33 protein-coding genes are annotated in these 25,658 nt (G+C 68.3%); 17 read left to right on the forward strand and 16 right to left on the reverse strand.

The annotated features are described in order from the left end of the window. On the forward strand, window positions 1–344 hold a 344-nt coding region (locus EPL04_RS10120), incomplete at its 5' end, for a PGF-CTERM sorting domain-containing protein (RefSeq protein ID WP_134671226.1). Window positions 345–791: 447 nt separating this feature from the next. Here the strand turns inward: EPL04_RS10120 and EPL04_RS10125 are convergent. Continuing rightward, window positions 792–1,022 (reverse strand): hypothetical protein, encoded by a 231-nt coding sequence (locus EPL04_RS10125; RefSeq protein ID WP_134671227.1) that lies wholly within the window; start codon window positions 1,020–1,022, stop codon window positions 792–794. A gap of 439 nt (window positions 1,023–1,461) precedes the next feature. Here EPL04_RS10125 and EPL04_RS10130 point away from each other — a divergent pair, with 439 nt between their 5' ends. Beyond that, the gene (locus tag EPL04_RS10130) at window positions 1,462–1,755 is read left to right on the forward strand and encodes a hypothetical protein (protein WP_244605573.1); all 294 of its coding nucleotides are present in this window, start codon (window positions 1,462–1,464) and stop codon (window positions 1,753–1,755) included. 80 nt (window positions 1,756–1,835) lie between these two features. Then, on the forward strand, window positions 1,836–2,804 hold the full coding sequence (locus tag EPL04_RS10135) for an aldo/keto reductase (RefSeq protein WP_134671228.1): 969 nt from the start codon (window positions 1,836–1,838) through the stop codon (window positions 2,802–2,804). 26 nt (window positions 2,805–2,830) lie between these two features. Here EPL04_RS10135 and EPL04_RS10140 read toward each other — a convergent pair whose 3' ends face one another. From EPL04_RS10140 to EPL04_RS10155, 4 genes are all read right to left on the reverse strand, one after another. Continuing rightward, window positions 2,831–3,025, reverse strand: coding sequence for a hypothetical protein (locus EPL04_RS10140; RefSeq protein WP_134671229.1), 195 nt, complete (start codon window positions 3,023–3,025; stop codon window positions 2,831–2,833). Window positions 3,026–3,065: 40 nt separating this feature from the next. Further along, a complete protein-coding gene (locus EPL04_RS10145; RefSeq protein WP_134671230.1) occupies window positions 3,066–3,992 on the reverse strand; it encodes a DMT family transporter in 927 nt (308 codons plus the stop codon). A 57-nt stretch (window positions 3,993–4,049) separates the two neighbouring features. Further along, complete coding sequence (locus EPL04_RS10150; protein ID WP_134671231.1) at window positions 4,050–4,541, reverse strand: CBS domain-containing protein; 492 nt, start codon at window positions 4,539–4,541, stop codon at window positions 4,050–4,052. Window positions 4,542–4,752: 211 nt separating this feature from the next. Next, window positions 4,753–5,388 (reverse strand): reverse transcriptase-like protein, encoded by a 636-nt coding sequence (locus EPL04_RS10155; RefSeq protein ID WP_134671232.1) that lies wholly within the window; start codon window positions 5,386–5,388, stop codon window positions 4,753–4,755. 219 nt (window positions 5,389–5,607) lie between these two features. Here EPL04_RS10155 and EPL04_RS10160 point away from each other — a divergent pair, with 219 nt between their 5' ends. Then, entirely contained in the window at window positions 5,608–6,012 is a 405-nt protein-coding gene (locus EPL04_RS10160; protein ID WP_134671233.1) for a DUF7344 domain-containing protein, read from the forward strand. 202 nt (window positions 6,013–6,214) lie between these two features. Here the strand turns inward: EPL04_RS10160 and EPL04_RS10165 are convergent, their stop codons facing one another. Together EPL04_RS10165 and EPL04_RS10170 are read right to left on the reverse strand one after the other, a co-directional pair. After that, complete coding sequence (locus EPL04_RS10165) at window positions 6,215–8,473, reverse strand: NADP-dependent malic enzyme (RefSeq protein ID WP_134671234.1); 2,259 nt, start codon at window positions 8,471–8,473, stop codon at window positions 6,215–6,217. Between the two features lie 89 nt (window positions 8,474–8,562). Beyond that, a complete protein-coding gene (locus tag EPL04_RS10170; RefSeq protein ID WP_134671235.1) occupies window positions 8,563–9,666 on the reverse strand; it encodes a M24 family metallopeptidase in 1,104 nt (367 codons plus the stop codon). A gap of 175 nt (window positions 9,667–9,841) precedes the next feature. On the opposite strand from EPL04_RS10170, the gene EPL04_RS10175 reads away from it, so the two are divergent. The 4 genes from EPL04_RS10175 (at window position 9,842) to EPL04_RS10190 (ending at window position 12,921) form a co-directional block, all read left to right on the forward strand. Further along, on the forward strand, window positions 9,842–10,318 hold the full coding sequence (locus EPL04_RS10175; RefSeq protein WP_134671236.1) for a COX15/CtaA family protein: 477 nt from the start codon (window positions 9,842–9,844) through the stop codon (window positions 10,316–10,318). Between the two features lie 91 nt (window positions 10,319–10,409). After that, a complete protein-coding gene (locus EPL04_RS10180; RefSeq protein WP_134671237.1) occupies window positions 10,410–11,315 on the forward strand; it encodes a basic amino acid ABC transporter substrate-binding protein in 906 nt (301 codons plus the stop codon). Window positions 11,316–11,321: 6 nt separating this feature from the next. Further along, window positions 11,322–12,188 carry an amino acid ABC transporter permease gene (locus tag EPL04_RS10185; protein ID WP_134671238.1) on the forward strand — a complete coding sequence of 289 codons (867 nt, stop codon included), beginning with the start codon at window positions 11,322–11,324 and terminating at the stop codon, window positions 12,186–12,188. Beyond that, window positions 12,181–12,921 (forward strand): amino acid ABC transporter ATP-binding protein, encoded by a 741-nt coding sequence (locus EPL04_RS10190; RefSeq protein WP_134671239.1) that lies wholly within the window; start codon window positions 12,181–12,183, stop codon window positions 12,919–12,921. The genes EPL04_RS10185 and EPL04_RS10190 overlap by 8 nt, the downstream gene beginning before the upstream one ends. A 68-nt stretch (window positions 12,922–12,989) precedes the next feature. On the opposite strand, the gene EPL04_RS10195 is transcribed toward EPL04_RS10190, so the two are convergent. Then, window positions 12,990–13,652, reverse strand: a complete 663-nt coding sequence (locus EPL04_RS10195; protein WP_134671240.1) for a hypothetical protein — start codon at window positions 13,650–13,652, stop codon at window positions 12,990–12,992. Window positions 13,653–13,732: 80 nt separating this feature from the next. Beyond that, on the reverse strand, window positions 13,733–14,704 hold the full coding sequence (locus tag EPL04_RS10200; RefSeq protein ID WP_134671241.1) for a helix-turn-helix transcriptional regulator: 972 nt from the start codon (window positions 14,702–14,704) through the stop codon (window positions 13,733–13,735). Between the two features lie 243 nt (window positions 14,705–14,947). On the opposite strand from EPL04_RS10200, the gene EPL04_RS10205 reads away from it, so the two are divergent. Next, on the forward strand, window positions 14,948–15,265 hold the full coding sequence (locus EPL04_RS10205; protein WP_167599454.1) for a HalOD1 output domain-containing protein: 318 nt from the start codon (window positions 14,948–14,950) through the stop codon (window positions 15,263–15,265). Here the strand turns inward: EPL04_RS10205 and EPL04_RS10210 are convergent. Genes EPL04_RS10210 through EPL04_RS10220 form a run of 3 tightly spaced genes read right to left on the reverse strand, consistent with a single transcriptional unit; the run spans window position 15,262 to window position 17,362 of the window. Continuing rightward, the gene (locus EPL04_RS10210) at window positions 15,262–16,713 is read right to left on the reverse strand and encodes a replication factor C large subunit (protein ID WP_134671242.1); all 1,452 of its coding nucleotides are present in this window, start codon (window positions 16,711–16,713) and stop codon (window positions 15,262–15,264) included. The two genes, EPL04_RS10205 and EPL04_RS10210, sit on opposite strands and share 4 nt — an antisense overlap. Window positions 16,714–16,756: 43 nt before the next feature. Further along, window positions 16,757–17,131 (reverse strand): type II toxin-antitoxin system VapC family toxin, encoded by a 375-nt coding sequence (locus EPL04_RS10215; protein WP_134671243.1) that lies wholly within the window; start codon window positions 17,129–17,131, stop codon window positions 16,757–16,759. After that, window positions 17,132–17,362 (reverse strand): AbrB/MazE/SpoVT family DNA-binding domain-containing protein, encoded by a 231-nt coding sequence (locus EPL04_RS10220; RefSeq protein WP_134671244.1) that lies wholly within the window; start codon window positions 17,360–17,362, stop codon window positions 17,132–17,134. It abuts the gene before it with no gap. A gap of 206 nt (window positions 17,363–17,568) precedes the next feature. Between EPL04_RS10220 and EPL04_RS10225 the strand changes: the two genes are divergently transcribed. The 3 genes from EPL04_RS10225 to EPL04_RS10235 are packed head-to-tail and all read left to right on the forward strand — an operon-like array spanning window position 17,569 to window position 19,032. Beyond that, complete coding sequence (locus tag EPL04_RS10225; RefSeq protein ID WP_134671245.1) at window positions 17,569–18,171, forward strand: GNAT family N-acetyltransferase; 603 nt, start codon at window positions 17,569–17,571, stop codon at window positions 18,169–18,171. Then, window positions 18,168–18,398 carry a DUF7385 family protein gene (locus EPL04_RS10230; protein ID WP_134671246.1) on the forward strand — a complete coding sequence of 77 codons (231 nt, stop codon included), beginning with the start codon at window positions 18,168–18,170 and terminating at the stop codon, window positions 18,396–18,398. Before EPL04_RS10225 ends, EPL04_RS10230 begins: the two co-directional genes overlap by 4 nt. 43 nt (window positions 18,399–18,441) lie before the next feature. Beyond that, on the forward strand, window positions 18,442–19,032 hold the full coding sequence (locus tag EPL04_RS10235; protein ID WP_134671247.1) for a transporter: 591 nt from the start codon (window positions 18,442–18,444) through the stop codon (window positions 19,030–19,032). Window positions 19,033–19,046: 14 nt separating this feature from the next. Here the strand turns inward: EPL04_RS10235 and EPL04_RS10240 are convergent, their stop codons facing one another. Further along, window positions 19,047–20,294 (reverse strand): CDP-glycerol glycerophosphotransferase family protein, encoded by a 1,248-nt coding sequence (locus EPL04_RS10240; RefSeq protein WP_134671248.1) that lies wholly within the window; start codon window positions 20,292–20,294, stop codon window positions 19,047–19,049. 210 nt (window positions 20,295–20,504) lie between these two features. Between EPL04_RS10240 and EPL04_RS10245 the strand changes: the two genes are divergently transcribed. The 5 genes from EPL04_RS10245 (at window position 20,505) to sucD (ending at window position 24,274) form a co-directional block, all read left to right on the forward strand. Further along, window positions 20,505–21,698: a redox-regulated ATPase YchF gene (locus tag EPL04_RS10245; RefSeq protein ID WP_134671249.1), complete on the forward strand. Its 1,194-nt coding sequence runs from the start codon at window positions 20,505–20,507 to the stop codon at window positions 21,696–21,698. Window positions 21,699–21,730: 32 nt separating this feature from the next. Continuing rightward, window positions 21,731–21,934, forward strand: coding sequence for a hypothetical protein (locus tag EPL04_RS10250; RefSeq protein ID WP_134671250.1), 204 nt, complete (start codon window positions 21,731–21,733; stop codon window positions 21,932–21,934). A 56-nt stretch (window positions 21,935–21,990) separates the two neighbouring features. Next, a complete protein-coding gene (locus tag EPL04_RS10255; protein WP_134671251.1) occupies window positions 21,991–22,191 on the forward strand; it encodes a hypothetical protein in 201 nt (66 codons plus the stop codon). A 71-nt stretch (window positions 22,192–22,262) separates the two neighbouring features. Then, window positions 22,263–23,408, forward strand: coding sequence for an ADP-forming succinate--CoA ligase subunit beta (gene sucC, locus EPL04_RS10260; RefSeq protein WP_134671252.1), 1,146 nt, complete (start codon window positions 22,263–22,265; stop codon window positions 23,406–23,408). Then, window positions 23,405–24,274, forward strand: a complete 870-nt coding sequence (gene sucD, locus EPL04_RS10265; RefSeq protein WP_134671253.1) for a succinate--CoA ligase subunit alpha — start codon at window positions 23,405–23,407, stop codon at window positions 24,272–24,274. The genes sucC and sucD overlap by 4 nt, the downstream gene beginning before the upstream one ends. Here the strand turns inward: sucD and EPL04_RS10270 are convergent, their stop codons facing one another. The 3 genes from EPL04_RS10270 to EPL04_RS10280 form a co-directional block, all read right to left on the reverse strand. Then, window positions 24,275–24,877 carry a mechanosensitive ion channel family protein gene (locus EPL04_RS10270; protein ID WP_134671254.1) on the reverse strand — a complete coding sequence of 201 codons (603 nt, stop codon included), beginning with the start codon at window positions 24,875–24,877 and terminating at the stop codon, window positions 24,275–24,277. Window positions 24,878–24,925: 48 nt separating this feature from the next. After that, complete coding sequence (locus EPL04_RS10275; protein ID WP_134671255.1) at window positions 24,926–25,150, reverse strand: DUF7511 domain-containing protein; 225 nt, start codon at window positions 25,148–25,150, stop codon at window positions 24,926–24,928. A gap of 121 nt (window positions 25,151–25,271) precedes the next feature. Continuing rightward, window positions 25,272–25,619 carry a winged helix-turn-helix transcriptional regulator gene (locus tag EPL04_RS10280; protein ID WP_134671256.1) on the reverse strand — a complete coding sequence of 116 codons (348 nt, stop codon included), beginning with the start codon at window positions 25,617–25,619 and terminating at the stop codon, window positions 25,272–25,274. Window positions 25,620–25,658 lie beyond the last annotated feature (39 nt).

Here is a 25,658-nt window from a genome sequence, read left to right on the forward strand (position 1 = left end):
GCACCCAGCTGACTCGTGTCTACGCCGAGGGCGGAGACACTGACGACGAAGTGACTGATGCGGTCCTCGTCGAATCGATGTCCGACGACGACGGCGAAGGCGACGAGACCACGACCGAAGAGACGACCGAGGAGACGACCGAGGAGACGACCGAAGAGACGACCGAGGAGACGACCGAGGAGACGACCGAAGAGACGACCGAAGAGACGACCGAGGAGACGACCGAAGCGACCGAAACCACGGAAGGTGACGGTGGCGACGGTGGCATCCCCGGCTTCGGCATGGCTGTCTCGCTGGTCGCGCTCATCGCGGCCGCGCTGCTGGCAGTCCGCCGTAGCAACTAACGTCCGCTAACCACCGAACCCTCACCGGGTTCGATTTGACGTGCCCCTCGCAGCTTCCATTTTTGCGGTAATTACCTTGCGATCCGAATTATTGAATCCTTTACTCCAATTTTAATACGGATGTGGTGTACTCTAAACGTCCTGGCAGGTCCAGTGTCCCACATATATACTTATGAAACTACTATATGCTATTAATATCTAAATCTAACTTTAGATATGATATATATAATAGAAGGTGCGGGACACCGGTGCTCGTTGGCGTTGTCGAAGACGGCGATGTAGCGAGCGACGATACTGCTCCCACGCGTCCAGCCGTGATGGTCTTCGAGATGTCGGCGCGGTCGCGACCTCCTTCAGGATGTCTCGGACGCGGTTGTTCGAGATAGAGTCCGGAGAAGTCAGCTTGCAGAACCGGGGATCGCTGTCGTCGCCGGGATGGTCGTCGAGCTACTTCCGGGCGTAGAGGACCGCGAGGACGAGCACGGGCGATCGACGGCCAGTCTTCCCGTCGAGGGTGCCGTGGAGGCCGTACTGGTGGTCGGTGGCTGCGCCAGCGGTTCGGTCGAAGAGATCGCCCGGCCGGGAGCCGAGGTCCCAGGCGAGCGCGACGAGTGTGCGGTCGCGGGAGTTGAGACAGGCATCGAGCATCGGCGGGGTGTCTTCGTCCCAGTGCAGCATGTCGGTCGGGTCCGGCGCGGGATCGTATTTGTATCGGGCGTGTAAAGATCGGATGTAAAGCCCTTCCCAAGCGCTTCTGGCGATCCGCCGAACGCTTACTCTCTAGTCCCGCGACTCCGAGTCGGTACCCGACCCGTACGACGTACCGCCTCGGACCGCTCGGACCGATCGGTATCGGATACACGCGGCCTGAACTGACGAAGGCAACGCCTGATCACCCCGCGAACCGAGAGCGTAGTCCCGCCGTACCGACTCGTCGATCGGCTCGCCGAAACCGGCGCACAGCCGGTTCTAAATTTTATCGCGTCGCCTCGGACGGTTATGAAACGTTTCGGCTCCGGAGCGGCCGCGCTGAACTGATCTGAAATCGCGCTAACGCTCGTCGGCTTATAAGGTCTCGCCCGTGGTACGTGTCATCGCGGTCGAGGTGACCCCCACGATGCCCGAATCGTCCCTCCAACAGGAAAACGGCTCCGCCGTGAGTTCCCCTGCCGACGCTGGCGAAGCGACCGCAGGGCGTCACAAGCTCTCAGCGCTGTTCGAGCGGTACCACGAGCACGCGCTCACCACGCCGTTCGAGGTGCTCGGTTTCTGGGCGGCGGTCGCGCTCCCGTTTCTCTACCTGCCGCTCTTGCTCACCGGGCTCTCTACGGACGCCGAACTGATCACGTTCCTCGGACTCCTCGCGCTCAACGTCGCGGCCCTCCTCGCCGGCCACGACCACAAGCGGTGACGAGGCCGCCCGGGCCCCGTTTTCGTCGTCGACTCGCGGAGATAGACGCGTTTAACCGCCGGCCGGACGACGGTGTACGCATGGGTCTGGACACGGTGTCGCTCGGGCGGACCGGCACGAAGGTCAGCGAACTCGCCTTTGGGACGTGGCGCTTCGGCCGCGAGAACGACGAGGGCGACGTCGAGATCGGTAAAGAGCGCGCCCACGAACTCCTCGACGCCTACGCCGCGGCGGGCGGCAACTTCATCGACACCGCCGACATGTACGGCGACGGCCGGAGCGAGGAGTACATCGGCGACTGGCTCGCCGACCGCGACCGCGAGGAGTTCGTGATCGCCTCGAAGATCTACTGGCCGACCCGCGAGGACCCGAACGGCTGGGGGCTCTCGCGCAAGCACCTCCGAAACAGCATCGAGGGGATCCTCGACCGGCTCGGCACCGACTACGTCGACCTGCTCTACGTCCACCGGTGGGACGACGACACGCCGGTCGAGGAGTTCATGCGGACCCTCGACGGCTTCGTTCGCGACGGCAAGGTCAACTACCTCGGCGCCTCGACGCTCGAACCAAACGCCTGGAAAGTCGCCAAGGCGAACGAGATCGCCGACCGGCGCGGCTACGAGCCGTTCAAACTCGCCCAACCCCGCTACAATCTCGCCAACCGCGAGATCGAGGGCAACTACCTCGAGATGTGTACGGACTACGACATCGGCGTGGTGCCCTGGAGCCCGCTGGCCGGCGGCTTCCTGACCGGCAAGTACGAGCGCGACGCCGAGCCGCCGGAGGGGACCCGGGGCGCGACCGACCAGCAGTTCCGCGAGTCGTATCTCACTCCGGAGAACTTCGACGCGCTGGAGGCGGCCGAGGCGATCGCCGACGCGGTCGACGCCACGCCCGCGCAGGTCAGTCTGGCGTGGCTCGTCCACCACGGGCGGGTCACCGCGCCCATCGTCGGCGCTCGCACGGTCGACCAGCTAGAGGAGAACCTCGCGGCCGCCGAGATCGACCTCACCGCCGACCAGTTCGACCGACTGGCGAACGCGAAGTGAGCGGCTCGGCCGACTCGTTTTCCCCGCTATCGGCTCACGACGTACGCCACTACCAGCACCGCGACGGCGAGCACCGAGATCGCGGGATGGGAAAGCGTCTCGACGCTCAAGAAGTACAGTGCGGCGTTGGCGACCGCGACGCCCGCACCGGCGGCGAACAGCGCCTCGGTTCGGGCGTCGGCGCCGGTCGCCGGCGGGTCGCCGACCGTCCAGTCGTTCATCCCGGAGTGGTGGCGACGGCGCCGTGATAGTCCTTCCGGACTACCGTCGAGTGATCGCGGCCCGGATTCGGGGGAGTTCGCGGGCGAGCGCCCGGCGCTTCAGCAGGCAGAACCCCGCGAAGATGACGAGGAAGCCGACCGCCGTCGCAGGGGTGACCTGCTCGTCGAGGAACCACCACCCCGAGAGCGCGGCGAAGACGGGCGCGACGTACGACACCAGATTGATCTCGATCGGGCCGAGTCGGTCGAGGAGATCGAAGTACACCAGAAAGCCGAGCGCGCTCGCCGCGACCGAGAGGTACGCCATCGCGGCGATCGACTCGGGGGTCCACGCGACCGCCGACAGCGACTCGGTCGGCAGGGCGGCGCTGGCGGCGTGCATCAGCCCCGCGCCGAGGAGCATCGACCACGCCTCCATCGTCTCGATCGGGAGTTCGGCCTCGATCCGCCGAGTCAGCACGCTCCCGAGCGCGAACGCCAGAGCGGCCGCGAACACCAGCCCCTTCCCGACCACGTCGGCGGCGAGCAGGTTGTTGGGGTCCGGCCGGCTCAGGACGACGACCCCGACCAGCCCGAGCGCGAGCCCCGCCGTCCCGGCGGCCGTCAGGCGTTCGCTCGGTAGCAGTAGCCGCGCGAAGCCCGTCGTCAACACCGGGCTGAGGCTCACGATGACCGAGGCCGTTGCGCTCGTGGTGTGTTGCTCGCCCACGAAGAGGAAGGCGTGATAGCCCGCGATCAACAGCGCCCCGCCGACCGCGACCAGCGACCACTCGCCGCGGGTCCGGGGCCGCCAGCGCTCGGTCGCGTACACCGCGTAGCCGAGCATGATGACTCCCGCGATGTCGTAGCGGATCGCGGCGAACAACACCGGCGGAAAGTACTCGAGTCCGGCCTTGATGGCCATGAACGCCGACCCCCAGACGGCCGCCAACACGACGAACAGCGCGACGTTACGGTATCTGCTCACGCCGACACATCACGGGCCGGGTGGGGTCAACGTTTCGAAGCGCGCTCTGCTTGCCGGTTAGTCGGCGCGTCGTTCGTCCCGGATCGCTCGCAGTACGTCTTGGCGCGCGACGATGCCGACGAGTTCGCCCTCGCTGACGACCGGCAGTCGGTTGATGTCCCGGTCGTCGTCGGCGAGCAGGTCGAGGATCGCATCGAGGTCGGCGTCCGGGTCGACGGTCACCACGTCGTCGGTCATGATCGTCCGGACGGGCTTGCCCGCGTGTTTCAGCAGGTCGAGTTCGGCGTCGAGTTCGTCCCACGAGAGGTCGATCGCGTATTCGATGGTCTCTAAGAACGGCGGGAGCCCGACCGGGATCCAGAGAGTGCGGTCGCTCGGCTGGAACAGGTGGACGAGGTCGTGTTGGGTCACCATGCCGACGACCTCGCCGTCGTCGACGACCGGAAAGCCGTTGAAGTCGACTCGGGCGAGCCGGGTCAGGACCTCGCCGATCTCGTCGTCGGGACTGACCGTCTCCACGTCGGTCGTCATCAGATCGCGGGCGTTCATGTCGGTGCCGAGGGCCGCCCGGCCCGTATGCGTTCCGATGGCGGGCTCGGGCGGCGAGAGGAGTTACGGTCCGCGAGCCCGTCTCGGTTCCCATGGCGGATCAGGACGGCTACGTCTGTGTGGCCTGTGGCGACGAGTTCGAGTCCGAACGGGCGCTCCGCGACCACGTCGACAGGGTGGGGCTGGTGAGCTGACCGGGAGCCGCCCGCGGTCAGTCGCTGGCTCGGCGGTCGGCTCTGGAGGGCGGCGGGATCTGGGCCTCGCTCGATCCGATGTCTTCGGGGAGCAGACACCGCTCGGAGCCCGCGTTGACGTGTGCGTACTCGCTCGGCGCGTTCGCGAGCGCGTGGGCGGGGTTCGTGTCGCTCCCGACCACGGCGGCCCGTAGCTCCTCGAACCCGCAGATGCGGGCACGGATCCCGCGCCAGTGGTTCCGGTCGGCGGTGGGGATCCGCAGCTCTCTTGGGGGCGATCGATCGCTCCGGCGGGTCGCCAGCGACGCGCTGTTGACGTTCGCCGCGAGGTCGTCGTGGTCGACCACGACGCCGACCCGGGCGTCGGCGGGCGCCCGCTCGGCCAGCACGTCGAGCCCGAGGTGGAGCGCCCGGTACTCGGCGGCGTTGTTGTCCGCGACGGTGTCGTCCGGGAGCGCGATCCGTTCGACCCGTCGGCCGTCGCGCGTCTCGATGATCGCGCCGAGCCCGCCGCCGCCGCTGTCGAGGTCGTAGGAGCCGTCGGTGGCGACGTAGAAGTCCCGGTGGTGGGTTCGGGGCGGGTGGGCGATGTGGGGCGTGGGCGATTCGTCGAACAGTGCCCGGAGGGGAGCAGACCGGCCGTGAACGGCCATACGCTCGCTTCGGTGTCCGATCCCTTAAGTGTACGGCCGCGAGCCCCATCGCCGCGTCGAACGCCGCCGTCCGATGCGGACCCGTCCGCCCGCCGACACACGGTTTCGGTCGTCCGTCTCCGGGCGAGCCGGGCGGTACCCTTATGTCGATCACCGTGGTCGTAATCGGACGGAACGGCGCCCGGCCGGATCGGTTCCGGGCGCTCGGTCACCTCCACTATGAGCCACGACCACTCCGGGGAGACGGACGTCTCGGCTCCCCACGCTCCGATGCAGGACGTACTGCCGATGACCGGCGAGAGCGAGCGCCTCGACGCGGTGTTCCGGGCGCTCGCGGACCACCGCCGCCGATGGGTGTGTCACTACCTCGCCCGCCGGGACGGCCCCGCCTCGGTCGACGAGCTCGCCGAACTGCTCGCGGCCTCGACGACCGAGAAGCGCCGGGCGGTGCTCACCGCCGCCGAAATCGAGAAGACGCGAGCCGAGCTCCTCCAGATCCACCTCCCGAAGCTCTCGGAGGCCGGCGTCCTCGACCACGACACCGAGGCGAGTCGGGTCCGGTTCGCGGCAGACGACGACGTCGAGGACGTTCTGGGGGTCGCTTCGGAGACGGACTTCAAGTGAACCGCGGGCTCGCGAACGCTACTCGTTTTGCTGGGCGTCGACGACCGCCACGCCCGCCAGATTCACGGTGTCGTTCGGACCGTTTTTCCGCTCGGGTCCCTCGTTCGCTCCGCTCACGATGGGACCGCTCGCCCAAAAACCCTCCGCGAAAAAACCCGCTCGGACTTCCGAGGCGCGCGGCGCCTCGGGTTCCTCGCGGACGTTACTCGTTTTGCTGGGCGTCGACGACCGCCACGCCCGCCAGATTCACGATGTCTTTGACCTCGTCGCCGCGCTGGATGACGTGGACCGGCTTGTCCATCCCGACCAGCATCGGGCCGATGGCCTCCGCGCCGCCGAGGCGCTGGAGGAGCTTGTAGCCGATGTTGCCCGCTTCGAGGTTCGGGAACACGAGCACGTTCGCGGGGTCGTCGAGGTCGGAGAACTCGTAGGTTCCCTGCAGGATCTCCTCGACGACCGCGGTGTCGGCCTGCATCTCGCCGTCGACCGGGAAGTCGACCGCGGAGTCCTCCCGGAGGCGTTCGGCGGCCCGGCGGGGCTTGCGTGTGCCCTCGTTGTCGACGCTCCCGAAGTTCGAGTACGACAGCATCGCCGCGCGGGGCTCGACGTTGAACCGGCGGGCGAGCTCGGCGGTGTGGCGAGTGATCTCGGCGAGCACGTCCTCGTCGGGGTCCTGATTGACCGTGGCGTCCGCACAGAAGATGACGCGGTTCTTGAACGTGAGCATGTAGACGCCGGCGGCGTACTCGGCGTCGTCGGCGGTGCCCACGACCTGCAGGGGCGGTCGGAGCGCCGACGGGTAGTGGTGTGAGAGCCCGGTCAGCATCGCGTCGGCGTCGCCCTGCTCGACCATCACGCTCCCGAAGTAGTTGCCGTCCTTCCGGACGAGGTCCGCGGCCTCGCTCTCGGTGATGCCCTTCCGGCGTCGGATCTCGTAGAGGCGCTCGGCGTACTCCTCGTAGTCGCCGGCCGCCGGATCGGCGATCTCCGGGTCGAAGTCGAGGCCGAGGTCGGCGGCGGTCGCCTCGATCCGGTCGGCATCGCCGATGAGCACGGGCTTGGCGATCCCCTCCTCGGCCATCTGGTAGGCGGCCCGGACCATCTTCTCGTCGTCGCCCTCCGCCAGCGCGACCCGCTTGGGATCGGACTTGGCCTTGTTGAGCACGACCCGCATCATCTCGCGGGACTTGCCGAGTCGGGCTTCGAGGGTCTCGACGTAGTCGTCGGTGTCGAGTTCCCCTCGGGCGACGCCGCTCTCCATCGCGGCGTCGGCGACCGCGGGCGCGACCTCGAACAGCACGCGGGGGTCGAGGGGCTTCGGGATGATGTAGTCGGGGCCGAACTGGAGCGGCTGGTCGCCGTAGGCCTTCACGACCGCGTCGGGCACGTCCTGCTTTGCGAGGTCCGCGAGCGCCTCGGCCGCCGCGACCTTCATCTCCTCGTTGATCTCGGTCGCGCGCACGTCGAGGGCGCCCCGGAAGATGAACGGGAACCCGAGCACGTTGTTGACCATGTTGGGGTAGTCCGAGCGGCCGGTCGCCATGATGACCGTGTCCTCGCGGGCGGCCTTGGCCTCCTCGTAGCCGATCTCGGGGTCGGGGTTCGCCATCGCGAAGATGACGGGGTCGTCGGCCATCGACCGGACCATCTCGGGGGAGACGATGTCGGCGACCGAGAGGCCGACGAACACGTCCGCGCCCTCCATCGCGTCGGCGAGGTCGCCCTCGGGCACGTCGCGGGCGAACTGGGCCTTGTACTCGTTGACGTCGCCGTGCTCGGCGCGCGTCTCGGTGATGATCCCCGAGGAGTCACACATCGTGATGTTCTGTTTGCGCGCGCCGAGCGACTCGTAGAACCGGGCGGTCGCGATCGCCGACGCGCCGGCGCCCGAGAAGACGATGTCGAGGTCGGCGAGGTCCTTGCCGTTGATGTCGACGGCGTTCAACAGCGCGGCGCCCGAAATGATCGCGGTGCCGTGCTGGTCGTCGTGGAACACCGGGATGTCCATCTCCTCGCGGAGCGTCTCCTCGATCTCGAAGCACTCGGGCGCTTTGATGTCTTCGAGATTGATCCCCCCGAAGGTGGGCTCCATCGCCTCGACGGTCGTGATGATGTCCTCGGCGTCGGTCTGGTCGAGTTCGATGTCGAACACGTCGATGTCGGCGAACCGCTTGAACAGCACGCCTTTCCCCTCCATGACGGGCTTGGACGCTTGGGCGCCGATGTCGCCGAGTCCGAGTACGGCCGACCCGTTCGAGACGACCCCGACCATGTTGCCCTTCGCGGTGTACTGGTAGGCGTCGTCGGGGTTCTGGTCGATGTGGCGACACGGCGCGGCCACGCCCGGCGAGTACGCGAGGCTCAGGTCGCGCTGTGTGTTGGTGGGTTTCGTCGTCGAAATCTCGATCTTTCCCGGCGGTTCCTCTCGGTGATACTCCAGTGAGTCCTCGTCGAGTCCCATGGCGCGACAAATCGCGCCCGTCCCTAAAAAACTATGCGAACCCGTCGAAATTGATTTCGACGAACGACGAACTCACGGAGTCGACTCGCTCACTCCTCGACGACCAGCACGTCCGGGCGCGAGACCGCGGCGTCGACGCCCTCGGCCGACACCTCGGTCGTCGGCCACCGGCCGGTGTCGGTCAGCACCTCGAAGCCGCCGTCGGCCACCACCACCGTGTCCTCGCTCTTCGCGCCCGCGACCGTGGGGTTCCACGCGTAGGCCATCGGCGCGGTCACCGCGTGGTCGGCGTCGGGCCTCGCGATCCACTCGCGGCCGGCGAACCCGGCCGCCCCGCCCTGATGGTGTCGCCGCCACTCCCCGGGGTGGCCCGCCCGGTCGTAGGCGTCCCGAATCGCGTCGAAGACGTCGCCGGCGGTCCCGCCCCGCTCGGCCGCGTCCAGGGTCGCGCCGAGCGCCGCGACCTCGACCGCCCGGGCGGCCTCGTGGCGGTCGCGCAGGTCCGCGAGCGCCCCGTCGGCCAGCGCCGACTCGAAGGCGACCGTCCGGGTCGCGCTCGCGTGCAACCCGCCGCGCTCGGCGGTCACCGACACCAGCGCGTACCCGCCGAGTTCGGCGTCGGTCGGGGTGTAGTGGCGGTAGGTACGGGCGCGCTCGGTGCCGCCGACCAGCGCGACCGGCGCCTCGATGTCGCGGGCCGACAGCGCGACCCGGAGCGCGGAGGCGACCTCGGTCTCGGCGTCGCCGGGCCGGAGCTCGCGGCAGACCGCCTCCAGCGCGCTCGCGGTCTCGCGGCCGAGTTCGCGGTAGCGCGCGACGTCGTCGTCGGTCAGCGGCTGGCGAACCCGGCGGGGCTCGATCGACTCGAACCCCGGCACCTCGAAGTCGGCCGCGGCGGGCTCGGGCGCGCGGTCGGCCACCGCGGCCGCGAGCGACGTCTCGTGCCACGCGAACGACGACACCGAGACGGCCGCGTCGAGTTCCTCCTCGCGGAGCCGGTCGGCCTCGATGTTGCTGGTCACGACCTCGAGGCCGTCGCCGTCGTAGCCGACCGCGGCGACGCCGACTTCTGCCTCGCGGTCGACGACGTTGCTCGCACCGGTCAGCCACGCGAACGCGTTCGGCCGGCCGAACCACACCGATTCGAGGTCCCGGTCGTCGAGGGCGGCGTCGAGGCGCTCGTGTTTGGTCATGCGTGGTCGGTCGCCGGCGACCGCCTTGAAGGGCGCGGCTTCGACGGCCGCGGGCGGCGTCTGCCTCCGAGCCGCGGTCGGACAACTCTAAGTGCGACCGGCCGAAACGTCCGATGAGGGGAGTTCAAACCGTGCAACTCAACACACGATTCGCGTCGACGGGAGGGCCGCGCTGATGGTTCGATTCCGACACCTCGCGGCGGTCACCACCGGGCTGACGTTCTCGCTCATCCTGCTGGGGGTCTACACCGCCGCGATGGGCGCGGGACTGTCGTGCTCGGCCCAGTGGCCGCTCTGTGACGGCGGCGTGCTCCCGCAGACGTTCCCGAGCTTCGTCGAGTGGTTCCACCGCCTCGTCGCGATGATCACCGGCTTCTTCATCATCGCCACGACGGTCGGCGCGTGGAAGTACCACGCCGAGCGCCGGATCCGCGGGGCCGCGACCCTCGCGCTCGCGGTCACGCCGCTCCAGATGGTGCTGGGCGGGGCGACGGTCTTCGTCTACACCCCGGTCGTGCAGGTGGCCCACCACGCCGCCGCGCTCACCATCTTCGGGTCGCTTATGGCGACCACGCTGTGGTCCTACGAGAGCGAGCGCGCCCCCGAGAGCCGGTCGACCGACGCGGCCGCGGGCTATCCGAGCGACGACTGACCCTGATTTTAGCGGCTCTCCCGTCCGAATTTCGACCTTTCAGGCCAACGGTTATGTGTGACCGTACTGCACGTAGTACCGGGGGAAACAAATGAACGTAAACAGACGGACGTTCGTTCGGGGGAGCGCAGGCATGATCGGCGGACTCACGCTCGGGGGCGTGGCCGCCGGACAGGACGACGAGACGATCCGGATCGGCTCGGACATCCCGTACAATCCGTTCGAGTACCGCACCGAGGACGGGACGCTGGTGGGGTTCGACGTCGACGTAGCCGAGGCCGTCTTCGCCGAGCAGATGGACAGGGAGTACGAGTTCGTCCAGACCGGCTTCGACACGATCATCCCGAGTCTCAACAACGGGAACTTCCGGATCATCATGTCGGCGATGACGATCAACGAACAGCGCGCCGAGCAGGTCGACTTCTCGGACCCGTACTTCATCGCGTTTCAGACGGTGGCGGTGCTCGAAAGCGGGGACGTCCAGAGCCTCGAAGACCTCCGGGGCCGGACGGTCGCCGTCCAGAAGGGGACGACGGGCGAGGCGGCCGCCCAGGACCTCCAAGAGCAGTTCGACGGCGAACTCACGATCGACAGCTACGACCAGATCACCGGCGCGTTCAACGCCCTGCGCAACGCCCAGGCAGTCGCGGTCATCAACGACAACGCGGTCAACCTCCAGTACGTCGACGAACGCGACTCCGTCGTGATGCTGGAGGGCGAGGGCCAGGCCGCCGAGGAGTTCGACGACGCGCCGCCGTACCTCACGCTCACCGTCGAGCGCTACGGCATCGCGTTCAGGCAGGACGACGACGAGTTCCGCGAGCAGGTCAACGAGGCGCTCGCCGCGGTGATCGAGAGCGGCCGGTACGCCGAAATTTACCGCGAGTACTTCCCGGGCGACCCGCCGGCGGGCATCGTCGGCGACGCCGGGACGACGACGGCCGACGGCGAGACGACCGAGGAGGCGCCGACCGAGACCACCGCCGACGGCGGGTAGCTCGCGATGGGGGAGACGTACGCCGACGACGCGTCGGTCGAGGAGACCGCCGGAGACGGCCTGCTGACCGACGAACGCGTCAGGATCGCGGGGCTCGCGGTCGCGGTCGTGTTCACCCTGGCCGTCGCGGGCTTCGTCGGGCTCGTGTTGGTCGACTACGTCGACTACGACCTGCTGGCCGCGGTCTTTCCGCGATTCGTGTTCGCGTTTCTCCGGGTGCTGATGGTCGTGGTCATCTCCAGCGTGCTCGCGGTCACGGCCGGGGTGTTCGTCGGCCTCGGTCGGGTCTCCCGGACGTCGCTGACCTACTCGATCGCCACCGCGTACGTCCAGTTCTTCCGGGGGACGCCGCTCCTGTTCCAGCTTTTCATCATCTATCTGGGCATCCCGTCGCTGTGGCCGCCGGGCCAGTTCCCGATCAGCCAGAGCTGGACGGTCGTCCCGGGCGTCCTCTCGATCGACTGGAGTTTCATCACGGCGGTCGTCGCGCTCACGCTGAACCACGCCGCCTACGTCGGCGAGGCGGTCAAGGGCGGCATCAACGCCGTCCCGGAGGGCCAGATGGAGGCCGCCCGATCGCTCGGGATGTCGTACGTCGACTCGATGCGCGAGATCGTCCTGCCACAGGCGTGGCGCAACGCGCTTGCGGCCATCGGCAACGATCAGGTGATCCTCGTGAAAGACACCTCGCTTCTGACCGTCATCGCGTTCCCGGAGATACTCACCGTCTTCCGGGAGGTCAACTCGAACCAGTTCGACGCGTGGACGCCGATCGTGCTGGTCGCGGTGACGTACCTCGCCATCACGCTCCCGCTGATGTGGCTCGTCCAGTACCTCGAAGACCGCGCCGAATGGGGGGGCGACCGTGCGTGACTCGGCCCCGGCGGTCGCCTTCGACGGCGTGAACAAGTACTTCGGCGAGACCCACGTCCTGAAAGACGTCGACCTCGCGGTCGAGGACGGCGCGGTCGTCGTGATCGTCGGCCCGAGCGGCTCGGGCAAGTCGACGCTCCTGCGGTGCGTGAACCGGCTGGAGGAGGTCCAGTCGGGCGAGGTCCGGATTCAGGGGGAGTCGATCACCGACCCCGACGTGGACGTCAATCGGCTCCGCCAGCGGGTCGGGATGGTGTTCCAGCACTTCAACCTCTTCCCGCACAAGACCGCTCTGGAGAACGTCACGCTCGCGCCGATCCGCGTTCGCGGGCTCCCGGCCGAGCAAGCGATCCGGCGTGGCCGAGACCTGCTCGCGGAGGTCGGGCTGGCCGAGCAGGCCGACTCGTACCCCGCCGAGCTGTCGGGCGGCCAGCAACAGCGGGTCGCCATCGCCCGGGCGCTGGCGATGGACCCGAGCGTGATGCTGTTCGACGAGGTCACCTCCGCGCTCGACCCCGAGCTCGTCGGGGAAGTGCTCGAAGTGATGCGGGCGCTCGCCGACGAGGGGATGACGATGCTGGTCGTGACCCACGAGATGGGGTTCGCCCGCGAGGTGGGCGACCGCGTCGTGTTGATGTCCGACGGCCGGATCGTGGAGTCGGCGCCGCCCCCGGAGTTCTTCGAGCGCCCCGAGACCGACCGGGCCCAGCGGTTCCTCTCGCGGGTTCGGTGACGCCCGACGCTGTCAGCGCCGCCGTCGCGGGCGGGCTGTTCCGGAGTCGCGCTCGGGCAGAGGTTCGGTCAGGCCTCGCTGACCGTGCGTCGCTCGCCCGCCGGAAGCGTCGGCTCGTCGCGCCCGTCGTCGAGCGTCTCGTTGGCCACCTCGCGGCCGACCCGGTCGTCGAACCGATAGAGGTCGCGGGCCCGCGTCGAGAGGTTCCGAGCGCGTTCGAGGTCGACGTCGTAGGTGTCGCGCATCACTTCCGGGAGCTTCTCGGCGGCGCGGACGGTCCGATTGGCCCGGACCTCGACGCCGCGGGCCCGGATCACGAGCTCGGAGACCGACGACCGGTACTCGCCCGCCGACAGCTCGTGTGCGTCCCGAGCCTCGGTCAGGTTGGCTCGGATCGCCTCGAGACGCTCGACGTACGCCTCGATGGTCCCGACCTCGTCGGCGAGGACCCGCGCGCGATCGGCGTCGCCGGTCGCGTTCGCCAACCGCTCGGAGAGGCTCCGGTTCCAGAGTTCGCCCTCGACGGTCGCGCCCTGCGCGCCGACCGCGCCGGCGAGATGCTGGCCCGGCGCGACGGTGGTGTTGTTCTCGCTGGTCGTCTCCTGGCCCGGCCACTCGGGGTCGGCCCACGGCTCGTCGCGGTCGGGCTCGGTCGGTCGGTCGGCGGCCGCGACCGGGGCGATCGACGCCATGACCATCACGCCCGCAATCGCGATTACCGCGGCTTTCATCGATCGTTTCCACGGCCCCAACCGCCAATAAGCCGCCGTTACTGAACCCGGATTAACCCGAATTAAGCGGCGTTCACCCCTCAAAGCTCCTCCTGCGGGAGTGCGAGGACGTTCTCGCGGCCGAGCCGGAAGCTCTCTATTTTCCCCTGCTCGCGGAGGCTTCCGACCACCTGACTCGTCTTGGCCTCGGTCCACCCGAGCTCTTCGACGATCGCCTTCTGTTTGACGCGCCCGCCGCGGCGTTCGAGCAGTCGCAACACCCGCTCTTCGTTACTCAACAGTTCCTCGGGCATGTCGTCGTTGGGGTCGCCGACCTCCTCGCGGCGGTAGAGCCACCAGCCGCCGGCGACCGCGGCCCCGAGAACACCGAGCGCGCCGACCGCGGCGCCGACCGCCCGCCACGGCACCTGCGGGCCGGTCGCGGGCGGCGCGACCACGATCCGGGGCTCGTCGCGGCCGAAGGTCAGTTCGCCGATCCACACCGCGGTCCCGTTTCGCTCCTCGTCGGGCGGCGGTCGAATCGCCGTCGCCTCGTAGCTCTGGGGCCACGAGATCAGCAGTCGGGTCTTGTCGTCGAGCGGGAGCCCGCCGATCGCGTCGCCGATCCGGAGCCGGTCGCCCGCCGTATCGGCGAACCGGTGCCACTGGAACGAGTAGGTGACGACGCCGTACCGCTGGGGGAACTGGCGGATCTCGGCGTCGACGGTGTAGTTCTCGCCGGTCATGTTGCGACCGGTGGCGCGCTCGGCGCTCGCGATCGTGCTCGCCATCCGATCGGTGAACTGGTCGGTGTACTCTGTCGAGTTGTTCTCGACGTCGTCTCTGAGACTCTCGAACGCGGCGGCGGTCTCGCCGTCGTCGAGTCGCGTCCGGTAGGCGACCGCCCACGTCGCGGTCCCGTTCTCGTGGACCTGCACGTCGAGGATGATGGTGTCGGCGGTGACGTCCGGCGTCGCGGTCTGGGACGCGGCGGCCGTCACGCCGGGTCCACCGACGGCGGCCGTCAGGCAGACGACGACCGCCAGCACCGCCCCGAACTGTCGAGCCCCCATTCGTCGTGAGTCTCCGACGCGCACGAAAAAATGGGTTGCGCTAATTAGGATCGACTTATCGAGCGCGTGTCGGTTCCACGCCCCGTTTCTCGATAGTATCGGCTCCTTACTCGGAGTATGGGATCGATACGACGCTAAATTCGCGGTGAATTCGGCACAACCCGGACCCACCTCCGCCAATCGGCTTTCAGGGTTTCGGGGGTTGAAACCGCTGTCAGTCCAAGGCGAAATCGGCGAGACACAATGTCGAAGACCGAAACGCAGCCGACGAACGCGACAGAGTACGACCGCGAGACACGACAGGCGCCCCTCCGGGTGCAGGCCGACTGGTCGGGTACCGAGACCCTCGACTCGGCGATCACCTGCGCGATCTCTCGGGCGACCGGCGACGCGGTCACCGAGCTGGCGCCCCTCTACGAGTACATGGACCCCGACGCGCTCCACGCGTTCGTCGCGTCCATGCGCGACCGGGAGACAGAGACGAGCATCACCTTCGAGTACGAGCGCCACGACGTCACCGTCCGCGGGGACGGCGAGATTCTGGTGTGGCCCCGGAGCTAGCCGAAGTCGGTCAGCCCCGCCTGGGTGTCGTCGGTCCCCTCGTCGTCGCCCGCCGACTCCTCGGCCCCAGACTCGGCGTCGTCGGACGCCTCGCTCTCGTCCGCGCCGTCGCCCCCGTTCGACTGTGAACCGAAGCTCCCCTCGAACGCGCCGCCCGAGTGTTCGACCGCCCGCTCCTCGCGGAGCGTCTCGGCGTCGGCCACGACGTCCTGTACCTTGTTCGTGTCTTCGCCGCTCCCCGTCACGAACGAGACGTGTTCGGCGTCGAGGTCGTACTTCGCGGTCATCGCCACGGTCAGCTCGCGGTTCTTGCAGTGGTGGGTCATCGCCGCCAGGAACGGGAGCATCTCCCGGCGGGCGGTCGACATGCTCACGCCGTCGGCCGCCGCGATCTTCCGGGCGACGTAGTCGCGCTTCTTGCGGTTGCCCTTCGAACTCCCGAGTTTCCGCCAGTAGCTCGGCGGGCCGTAGCGGGTCCACCCGCCCTTCTCCCCGCGGCGGGCGGCGGCGACCCCGCCCGCGATGTTGTCGCCGGCGTAGCGCCAGTACGAGTAGTCTTGGGAGGCCCGGACTCGGCCGAGCCACTTGTCGGCGTTCGCGAGAAAGTCGTACGCGACCGCGAGCTCCTCGCCCTCGTAGTCTTTCGGGACGTTGTCCTCGACCCAGTTCAGCATGTCGTCGGGCGTCTCGTCGACGTCGTAGGACTGCCTGAGCGCCCCTTGGGCGTCCTCTTCTTTGAACAGCGCGTCGAGGAAATCGAAGATGCCGCTGGTGTCGTCGCGCTCGCCGGTGACCTCCACGTCGGCCTCGGTCAGGCGCTCGCTTGTCTCGGCGACCGCCTGGAGGTCGTTGACCGCCGAGCGCAGGTCGCCGCTGTTCTTGTCCGCGATCGCCCGGAGCGCGTCGTCGTCGAACTCGACGCCCTCCTGCCGGCAGATGTCCCGGAGGACGGGCACGATCGACCGGGCGGACACGTCCCGGAACTCGATCGTCTCGCAGGCGTTTCGAAGCGATTTCGACATGTCGTAGAACTCGTTTGCGATGAGCACCATCGGCTGGCCCGCCGCCCGGACCACGTCGCCGATCGCCCGCGAGCCGCCCCGGTCGACGTTGCCGTGGAGGTTGTCGGCCTCGTCCATGACGACGAGCTGGCGGCCGTCGGCGCCGCCGGTCAGCGCCCGATTCTGTGAGGCCCCGCCCGCGAGCTTCTCGACCACGTCGGCGGTGCGCTGGTCGCTGGCGTTGAGCTCGATGGTCGGCCACCCCATGTCGGCCGCCAGCGCGTGGGCCGCCGAGGTCTTGCCGACGCCGGGACGCCCGTGGACGATGACGGCGTCCCGGTGGTCGTCCCACGTCTCGGCCCACTCCTTTAGCTGGTCGCGGGCCTTGTTGTTCCCGCGGACCTCCGAGAGGGTCGAGGGCCGGTACTTCTCGGTCCAGTCGGTCATTGGGCGTCGGTAGGGGCGAGCGGCGTTTAGTGGTTGCGGAGCGTTACTCCTCGTTCTCCGCTTTCAGGTCGAGTCGCGGAGCGAAGTCTTCGTACGTACGGTCGCTGGAGACGATAGTGTCGCCATCAGATTCGACGAGGTGGAGCGCGTCGAACGGGGCGAATCCGTGATCCTCGACGTACGTGGCCGCCGCGACGACCGTATCCAAATCGCCACGAACTTCGACGAGGTTTGCGGCGTTCGTGACTACCCGTTCTGTGTCGCGGTCCTCGCGGTAAGCCACGAAGAGAAGCTCGATGAGCGTGAACTGCGACGTCCACAGCTCGTCTCTGTGGTCGCGGTAAACCGCTTCGGCGGTGTCTCCGAGCCAGTCTTCGTCTTTGATGAGGGCCAGCAAGAAATCTGTTTCAGCGTACATTTAGCGCCCGGCTTCGTCCAGTGTCGCTTCACGTGCTTCCGCTCTGAGTTCCTCTGGCGTCTTCTCGACCTCGGAAAACTCGTCTCGCAGCGCGTCAAGAGGGTCGTCTGCGACCGGAATCAGTTTGATTCCGTCGTGGAGGTCGACGACGTGGTAGTGGTCTCCGTATCGTTCTCGAATCTCCTTCGGGAGCGTCAGCCGTCCCCGGTCGTCGAGCGTCGCATCGGACATACGCTCTCCTACGATGGGTAAGCGTAAAAGATTTCCCCCAAAATTAATTGTTCACCCACTCAACCACCCACCGAGGGTGTGCCGCATAGAGTGGTGATACTGGTTGCGGACTGCGAGACGCTCTCCGTTACAGCGACGCCCGATGGCCTGCCACGCGCTCGCATGCACGGACAACGCTTTTCTCCGGGCGCTCCGACGCTCCGGACATGTTCCCCGAGCGCATCGAGACCGAGCGGCTCGTCCTCGAACCGCTCACGACCGAAAACGTCGACGTACTGGCGCTCTACCGGCACTGCTCGCACCACAATCCCCACATCGAGGAGATCACCGAGCACATCTCGTGGGAGCCCCACGAGACGCCCAAAGAGACCCTCGAGTTCGTCGAAGCCCAAGAGACCGCGCGGGCGAACGGCGAGGACGCGACGTACGTCATCCGCCCGAAAGCGGGCGAGGACGGCGCGGGCGAGATCGCGGGAGCGACCGGGCTCCACCCCGAGTGGGACCGCCGGACCGGGGTGCTCGGCGCGTGGCTCCGCAAGCCCTTCTGGGGTCGGGGGTACTCCGGCGAGCGCGCCGCCGCGCTGATGGAGGTCGCGTTCGACCGACTCGACCTCGAACTCGTGGCGGTGACCCACCACGCCGGTAACGAGAAGTCCCGGCGGGCGATCGAGAAGTACGTCGAGGCCCACGGCGGCCAACACGAGGGACGGCTCAGAAACTACCACCCCGACCCCGACGGGCCGGCCGACGCCCACCGCTACACCGTCACCCGCGAGCAGTGGGCGCAAAACCGGGGTGACGGGGAGTGACCGGCGAGGTCTTCGACGTTCACGACCACCGCCACGCGCTCAAGCTCCACCGCGACACCGGCGAGCGCGAGCTCTGGGAGAACCGCAAGGGGCTCGACTGTCCGGCCTGCGAGGAGCCGTTCGCCGACCTCCTCGTCTCCGAGCGTCGGCACAACAGCTTCGAGCGCCCCGACGGGCGGTTCTGCGTGGTTCGCGAACCCGACCGACTGTTGGTGTTCTCCCACTGACCGAGCCACAAACTATTCACCGGACCGGTCGGTGGCCCCGACTATGTCGGTAACTGAGGACCGTTCGGCCGTTCGCGGCGTGTTCACGCGCGGGCGACTCGCCCGCGGCGCGATGGCGGGCGTCACGGCGTGGCTCGCCGGGTATCTGGTGGCGTACGTCTGGAAGGCCGCCGAGGTCTCGGAGGCGTTGCGGGGCGTGGGATTCGTCTCCCAACTGCTCGGCGGCGGGAGCGTCCCGGTCTGGAAGGGGGTCTCGTGGCTCTTTCTGAACGCCCACTTCGTCGACGTGCGCTTTCCGACCGTGGCGGGCGGGAGCCGGATGGTCAACTTCGTGACCGGCGGCGACGGGCCGATCGCGCTCGTCGCGGCCCCCGCGCTGGCGCTCGCGGTCGCCGGCGCGTTGGTGGCTTACGACCGGCGGGGGAGCCTCCTCGACCGCGCGACCGCCGGCGCGACCGTCGTCGCGGGCTACCTCCCGGCGTCGGTCGCAGTCGCGTTCCTCGCGACCCACGCCCTCGGCGACACCGGCGCCGCGATCGCGCCCGATCCGGTGACCGGCGTCCTGCTCGCGGGACTGGTCTACCCCGTCGCATTCGGCGCGCTCGGCGGCGCCGCGACCGCCGCGCTGGACTGAGACGAGCGTTTTTCTCACGACGCGTTCGAGGCCGCCAGCCGTCGCCGGACGACTCGATACACCGCGTCCGCCCGGCAGTAGTCGGGATCCGAACGCTCGAACAACGCCTCTCCGAGCGCCCGCCGGTGGGTCGCGTCGGGGTCCGCGTCGGGTCCGGCCGCCGCGGCGTCGAGCGTCCGGTCGAGCGCCGCCAGCAGTTCCGGGAACGTCCGGGCGACCGGTCCCGGCGTGACCGCCTCGTAGTCGAAGTAGAACCCCCGTTCGGCGCGGTACCGATCGAGGTCGAAGGCGTAGAACGCCACCGGCCGGTCCCGGAGGAGGAAGTCGAAGTACACCGACGAGTAGTCGGTGACCAGCGCGTCGACCGCCCGGAGCAGGGGGTAGACGTCCGTCGATTCGGGGAGCGCCACCACCCGCGAGAGTCCCTCCGGGAGGTCGAGGCTCTCTTTCGGGTGGGGCTTGACGACGAGGTAGGCCTCGCGCTCGGCGAGGAACTCTTCGAGCGCCTCGAAGTCGACGTTCGCGGCGATCGCCCCGGGGTCCCACTCCCGATACGTCGGGAGGTAACAGACCACTCGATGGTCGGCCGCGATCGACCGGACCCGCGCGAGCGCCGCCGCGTCGGTGCCCATATCCTCGCCCGGGATCGACCCCAGTAGCGCGTCGTTGCGGGGGTAGCCCGTCGCGACCATCTTCGGGCGGGCGACCCCGAGTCCGGACTCGAAGGGTCGGATCGCGCCGTCGCCGGGGACGGTCAGGAGGTCGAACGCCCGAGCCATCGCGGCGTGGCCGGCCCGGACCGGCGCGGGCGCGTCGGCGAACCCCGCGTCCCACGAGACGTGTTTCAGGGGAATGCCGTGCCACAGCAGTACCGTCAGTGCCCCGGCACAGCAGGGCATGGCGAGGTCGCGGTGGCCCTGCGTGAGGAACACGGCGCCGGCCCGGAGGTTGACCGCCAGCCCGCGAAGCGAGTAACAGTGGTACGCCTCGTAGCCGGCCCGCCGGAGCTCCGCGACGACCGCCCGGTCCTTCGAGAGCCAGACCGGCCGGATATCGGGGTGATCGGCCGCGACGCGGAGAAAGAGGTACTTGCTGTTGTCCGCGAACGCCTCCCCGCCGCGCGCGCCGAACGCCCACAGCCGGTCGTCGCGCTCCCAGAGGGGCGAGAGGGCGCTCACCGCGACGTAGAGCATCCACTGCGCGAGAAACGAGAGGTGGTCGGCGACCGCGAGCGCTCGCTCGCGGAGCGCTCTCACGTCCATCGCTCGGGACTCCCGGCGCTTCGTTGGTCCGTCCGACGCGGCCTCGACAGCGAGGTCACCGATGCGTACAGCATCCGCCGATCCGACGACGGGGGCCGGCAAAAAGGTCCTGCCGGAGAGTGGGGGTTGGTACCGACCATCGTGAGGACTGTTCGCGATCGCTCTGGGCTTTAGCAGGGGTTTTACCCCGCCGCCGCCACTCACGGCCTAATGAGCTACAAGATCGGACTGGTCGGGAAACCGTCCGTCGGAAAGTCCACGTTCTTCAACGCCGCGACGATGAACGACGTGCCCGAGGGCGCCTACCCCTTCACGACCATCGACCCCGCGGTCGGCGAGGCGTACGTCCGGGTCGACTGCGCCGCCCCGGAGTTCGACGAGGAGTGCACCCCGAACGTGGGGTTCTGCGAGGACGGCACCCGGTTCGTCCCGACGAAGCTCGTCGACGTGGCCGGGCTGGTCCCCGGCGCCCACGAGGGCCGCGGGCTCGGCAACCAGTTTCTGACCGACCTCAACGAGGCCGACGTGCTGGTCCACGTCGTCGACTTCTCGGGGACGACCGACCTCGAAGGCGAGCCGGTCGAGGACCACGACCCCCGCGAGGACATCGACTTCCTCGAAGGCGAACTCGACATGTGGTATCTCGAAGTGCTCGAGAAGGGGATCGAGCGCTACGAGTCGGGCTACGACGGCGAGGACGACGAGATCGAGGTCGAACTCGCCGAGCAGATGAGCGCGTTCCGGATCAACAAAGACGAGATCAAACGCGAGATCCTCTCGCTCGACCTCGAACTCGACCCGGCGACGTGGGACGAGACCGATCGGGAGGACCTCGCCCGCGCGATCCGCACGGAGACGAAGCCGATGGTGATCGCGGCGAACAAGATGGACACCCCCGAGGCCCAGGAAAACTACGAGGCGATCACCTCCGACCCCGACTACGAGCACCTGACGGTGGTCCCGGTCAGCGCCCACGCCGAGAAGGCGCTCAAGAAAGCCGACGAGCAGGGCGCGGTCGACTACCGGCCGGGCGACGGGGAGTTCGACATCGTGGGCGACGTCTCGGGCGACCAGCGCGAGGGGCTCGAAGCCATCGAGGGGTTCGTCGCCGAGTACGACGGCACCGGCGTCCAGCGCGCGCTCGAAACCGCGCTGTTCGACGAGCTCGGGATGGTGCCGGTGTTCCCGGGCGGCGCGAACGGGCTCGGCAACGAGCGCGGCGAGGTGTTGCCCGACTGCTTTCTCCTGCCTGAGGGGTCGACCGCCGAGGACTTCGCCTACCACATCCACTCGGACCTCGGGGAGGGCTTTCTCCACGGCATCGACTGTCGGAGCAACCGCCAGGTTGGCGCGAACACCCGGCTCGACGCCCGGGACGTCATCGACATCGTCTCGACGAACTGAAATTTAAGTGGAGTGGGGCCGTCGGGTCGCGTATGGCGACCGACCCGCGCTGTCCCGACTGCGGCGTGACGATGGAAGGCGTCGACGTTCGAACGGGCGGCGGCTACGAACTCAGCGTCCAGACCGACGAGAAGCGCGAGGGCCTGCTGGGGTCGCTCGGGATGAACGAGTCTCTCGACGTCTCGCCGCGGCTCTGTCCGGAGTGTGGCCTCGTGCGGCTCTACGCCGACCTCTGAGCCGGACCGTTCCGAACACCGACACGTTTTTCGCGCCGCGTCGACGACCAAAGCGTATGGCAGGCGACCCGCGCTGTCCGGACTGCGACGTCGCGCTGGAGGACGCCGAACTGTTCACGGGGCAGGGCGAACTGCGGGTCAGGACCGAGGCGGACGGCGACGACGTGCTCGCGGCGGTTGGGCTCAAGGAGGCGCTCGACGTGACGCCCCGGCGGTGTCCGGACTGCGGGCTGGTGCGGTTCTACGCGATCGAGTGAGGACCGACAGACCCCGCCGTCGGAACCGAACCGGCGGGATTTAAGCGACCGGCGGACGCCGTTTCGAGTGCATGAAGCTCCACGAATATCAGGCGAAGAGCGTCTTCGCCGACGCGGGAATCCCGACCCCCGCGTCGACGTTGGCGTCGTCCGTCGACGAGGTCGTCGAGGCCGCCGAGGAGATCGGCTACCCCGTCGCGGTCAAGGCACAGGTCCACGTCGGCGGCCGCGGGAAGGCCGGCGGGATCAAGCTCGTCGAGGACCGCGAGGAGGCCGAGGCGGCGGCCGAGGACATCCTCGGGATGGACCTCAAAGGCTACACCGTCGAGGAGGTCCTCGTCGAGGCCGCGGTCGACTTCAAAAACGAGCTCTACGTCGGGGTCACGATGGACCGCGGCGAGGGCAAGCCCGTCGCGATGGTCTCGACCAAGGGCGGGGTCAACATCGAGGAGGTCGCGGAGGAAGACCCCGACGCCATCGCCCGCGAACACGTCGATCCCGCGTTCGGGATGCACCCCTATCAGGCCCGGAAGGTCGTCTACGACGCCGGCGTCCCGGCGGCGGTCGCCTCCGACGTCGCGTCGGTCCTGCGGACGCTCTTCGAGCTGTGGGATGACCGGGACGCCAGCGACATCGAGGTCAACCCCCTGATGGTGACCGAGGACGACGAGATCGTCGCCGCCGACGCGGTCATGAACATCGACGACGACGCCCTCTTCCGCCAGCAGGAGCTCGCGGAGATGGAAGAAGAGACCTACGAGGACGACCTCGAGCGCAAGGCCGGCGAGTACGGCTTCGACTACGTCCGGCTCGACGGCAACACGGGCATCATCGGCAACGGCGCGGGGCTCGTGATGACGACCCTCGACCTCGTCGACTACTACGGCGGCTCGCCCGCCAACTTCCTCGACATCGGGGGCGGCGCGAAGGCCGAGCGCGTGGCAAACGCCCTCGATATGGTGTTCTCCGACGAGAACGTCGACGCCGTCGTGTTCAACATCTTCGGCGGCATCACCCGGGGCGACGAGGTGGCGAAAGGCATCAACGACGCCCTCGAACAGTTCGACGAGATCCCCAAGCGCGTGGTCGTCCGGCTCGCGGGCACCAACGCCGAGGAGGGCCGCGAGATCCTCAACGACGACCTCGTGACGGTCGAGGAGACCCTCGAAGACGCGGTCCAGCGTGCGGTCGAGTACGCCGAGGAGGTAGAAGCATGAGTGTGCTAGTCGACGAAGACACCCGAGTTATCGTGCAGGGCATCACCGGTGGGGAAGGCAAGTTCCACACCCAGCAGATGATGGAGTACGGCACCAACGTCGTCGCCGGCGCGGTGCCGGGCAAGGGCGGCCAGGAGGTCGCGGGCGTGCCCGTCTACGACACGGTCGAGCGCGCCGCAATCGAGGAGGACGCCGACGCATCGGTCATCTTCGTCCCGCCGGCGTTCGCGGGCGACGCCGTCTTCGAGGCGCTCGACGCCCCGATCGACCTCGCGGTCGCCATCACCGAGGGCATCCCCACTCAGGACATGGCGAAGGTGAAAAAGCGCCTCTCGGAGGTCGACACCCGTCTTCTCGGGCCGAACTGCCCGGGCATCATCACCCCCGGCGAGTCGAAACTCGGCATCCTGCCGGGCAACATCTTCGAGTCCGGTAACGTCGGACTGGTCTCGCGGTCGGGCACCCTCACCTACCAGGTCGTCGACAACCTCACCTCGCGGGGCATCGGCCAGACCACCGCGGTCGGCATCGGCGGCGACCCCATCATCGGGACGGACTTCATCGACGCGCTCGAACTGTTCGAGAGCGACCCCGACACCGACGCGGTCGTGATGTGCGGAGAGATCGGCGGCGAGGACGAGGAGGACGCCGCCGCCTACATCGCCGAGCACATGGACACGCCGGTCGCCGGCTTCATCGCGGGCCGGACCGCGCCGCCGGGCAAGCGCATGGGCCACGCGGGCGCCATCGTCTCCGGTAGCGGCACCGGCACCGCCGAGAGCAAGATCGAGGCGCTCAACGACGCGGGCGTCCCCGTCGGCGACACCCCGAACGAAGTCGCCGACCACGTCGAGGACTTCCTGTAGCTACGCCGGCGAGTCGGCGGCGCCGTCGTCCTCCGAGGGGGCGGCCGACCCGTCCGGTTCGACTCTCTTGGTCCATTTTTTCTCGACGGCGCTGTTGGCGACGACGACGACGTCGCCCGACTCGGTCTCGAATCGGCTCTTCCGGAGTTCGATGGTCCGGACGGTCCCGGTCACGTCGCCGGCGACCACCCTGTCGCCGGGGGCGAAATCGGGGTCTCGAAGGAGGTAGACGCCCGCGACGGTGTCGGCGAGCATGTTCGATAGCGCGTAGCTCACTCCGAGCGCGACGAACCCCGTCGCGGTGCCGAGGCTGGCGGCGATCTCGCCCATCCCGAGAATCTTCAGGAGCGCGAGCACGACGCCGAACCACAGGAAGACGCTCACGACGGTCCCGAACAGCCCGGCGACGAGCTCGTCGTCGCCCGAGTACAGCCGATCGAGCGATCCCCTGACCAGCCCCATGACGAGCTTGATGGCGACGTACGCGGCCACGAGAAACAGTACCGCGGTCGCGAGCCTCGGAATCGCCTCGACGAACGTCGATCTGAGCTCCCGTATCGACGCCGCGAGGACGCCGGATAGGTCCGCCTGTCGGGGTCCCATAGCCGTGACACAAACGCGGAGGTGCCAAGAAGCTTCGGCCGGGTCGCGTCAGCGGGCGTCTTCGAGACCGACGAAGGCGTCGTCGCTCGCGGTGAGCCACGTCGACATGCGATCGACGCCCGAGAGGCCGCGGGGAAAGACCGTTCGTCGGTCCGGGCGGTCGTCGTACGAAACGACCACGGAGTCGAGGGCGGGATCGAGGCGATCGCCGGCGGCGGATCGCGACTCGTCGGGGCGGTCCGATTCGGTTCGGATATCGGGTTCGTTGCTCATGGTAGTCCGACCGCATCTATCGGTACCGCCCCGAGTGATTAAGCGTTTTCTATGAGAAATATATAGCGGTACCCGTCTCTCGGGACGGCTCCCCGTTCGCTCGCGGGCGAGTCCCCTCACCTCACAGCCACTCGTCGGCCCACTCCTCGATCTCGTCGAAGACGGGACACAGCGACCGGCCCTTCTCGGTGAGGCTGTAGTAGGTCGCGACCGGAGCGTCTTCCTCCAGTCGCCGGGTCACGAACCCCGTCTCCTGGAGGTCGTCGAGCACCCGCGAGAGGGTCCGGGAACTCGCGTCGGTCGAACGCTTGAGTTCGTTGAACCGCTTTTCGCCGTCCTGGAGGTCGTGGAGCACGATGAGCCGCCACGTCGAGCCGATCTGCTCGATCGAGTCGATAACCGAACACGCGCTCTCGCTGTACTCGTCGTCGGAGTCGAGATCGTTAGACTGCTGGTCGCCTACTGCCATGATCGAGTCGAGGCGCTCGCGGCCCATATAGGTTCCTCT

It is taken from the genome of Halorussus marinus (assembly GCF_004521895.1).
GTDB lineage: Archaea > Halobacteriota > Halobacteria > Halobacteriales > Haladaptataceae > Halorussus > Halorussus marinus.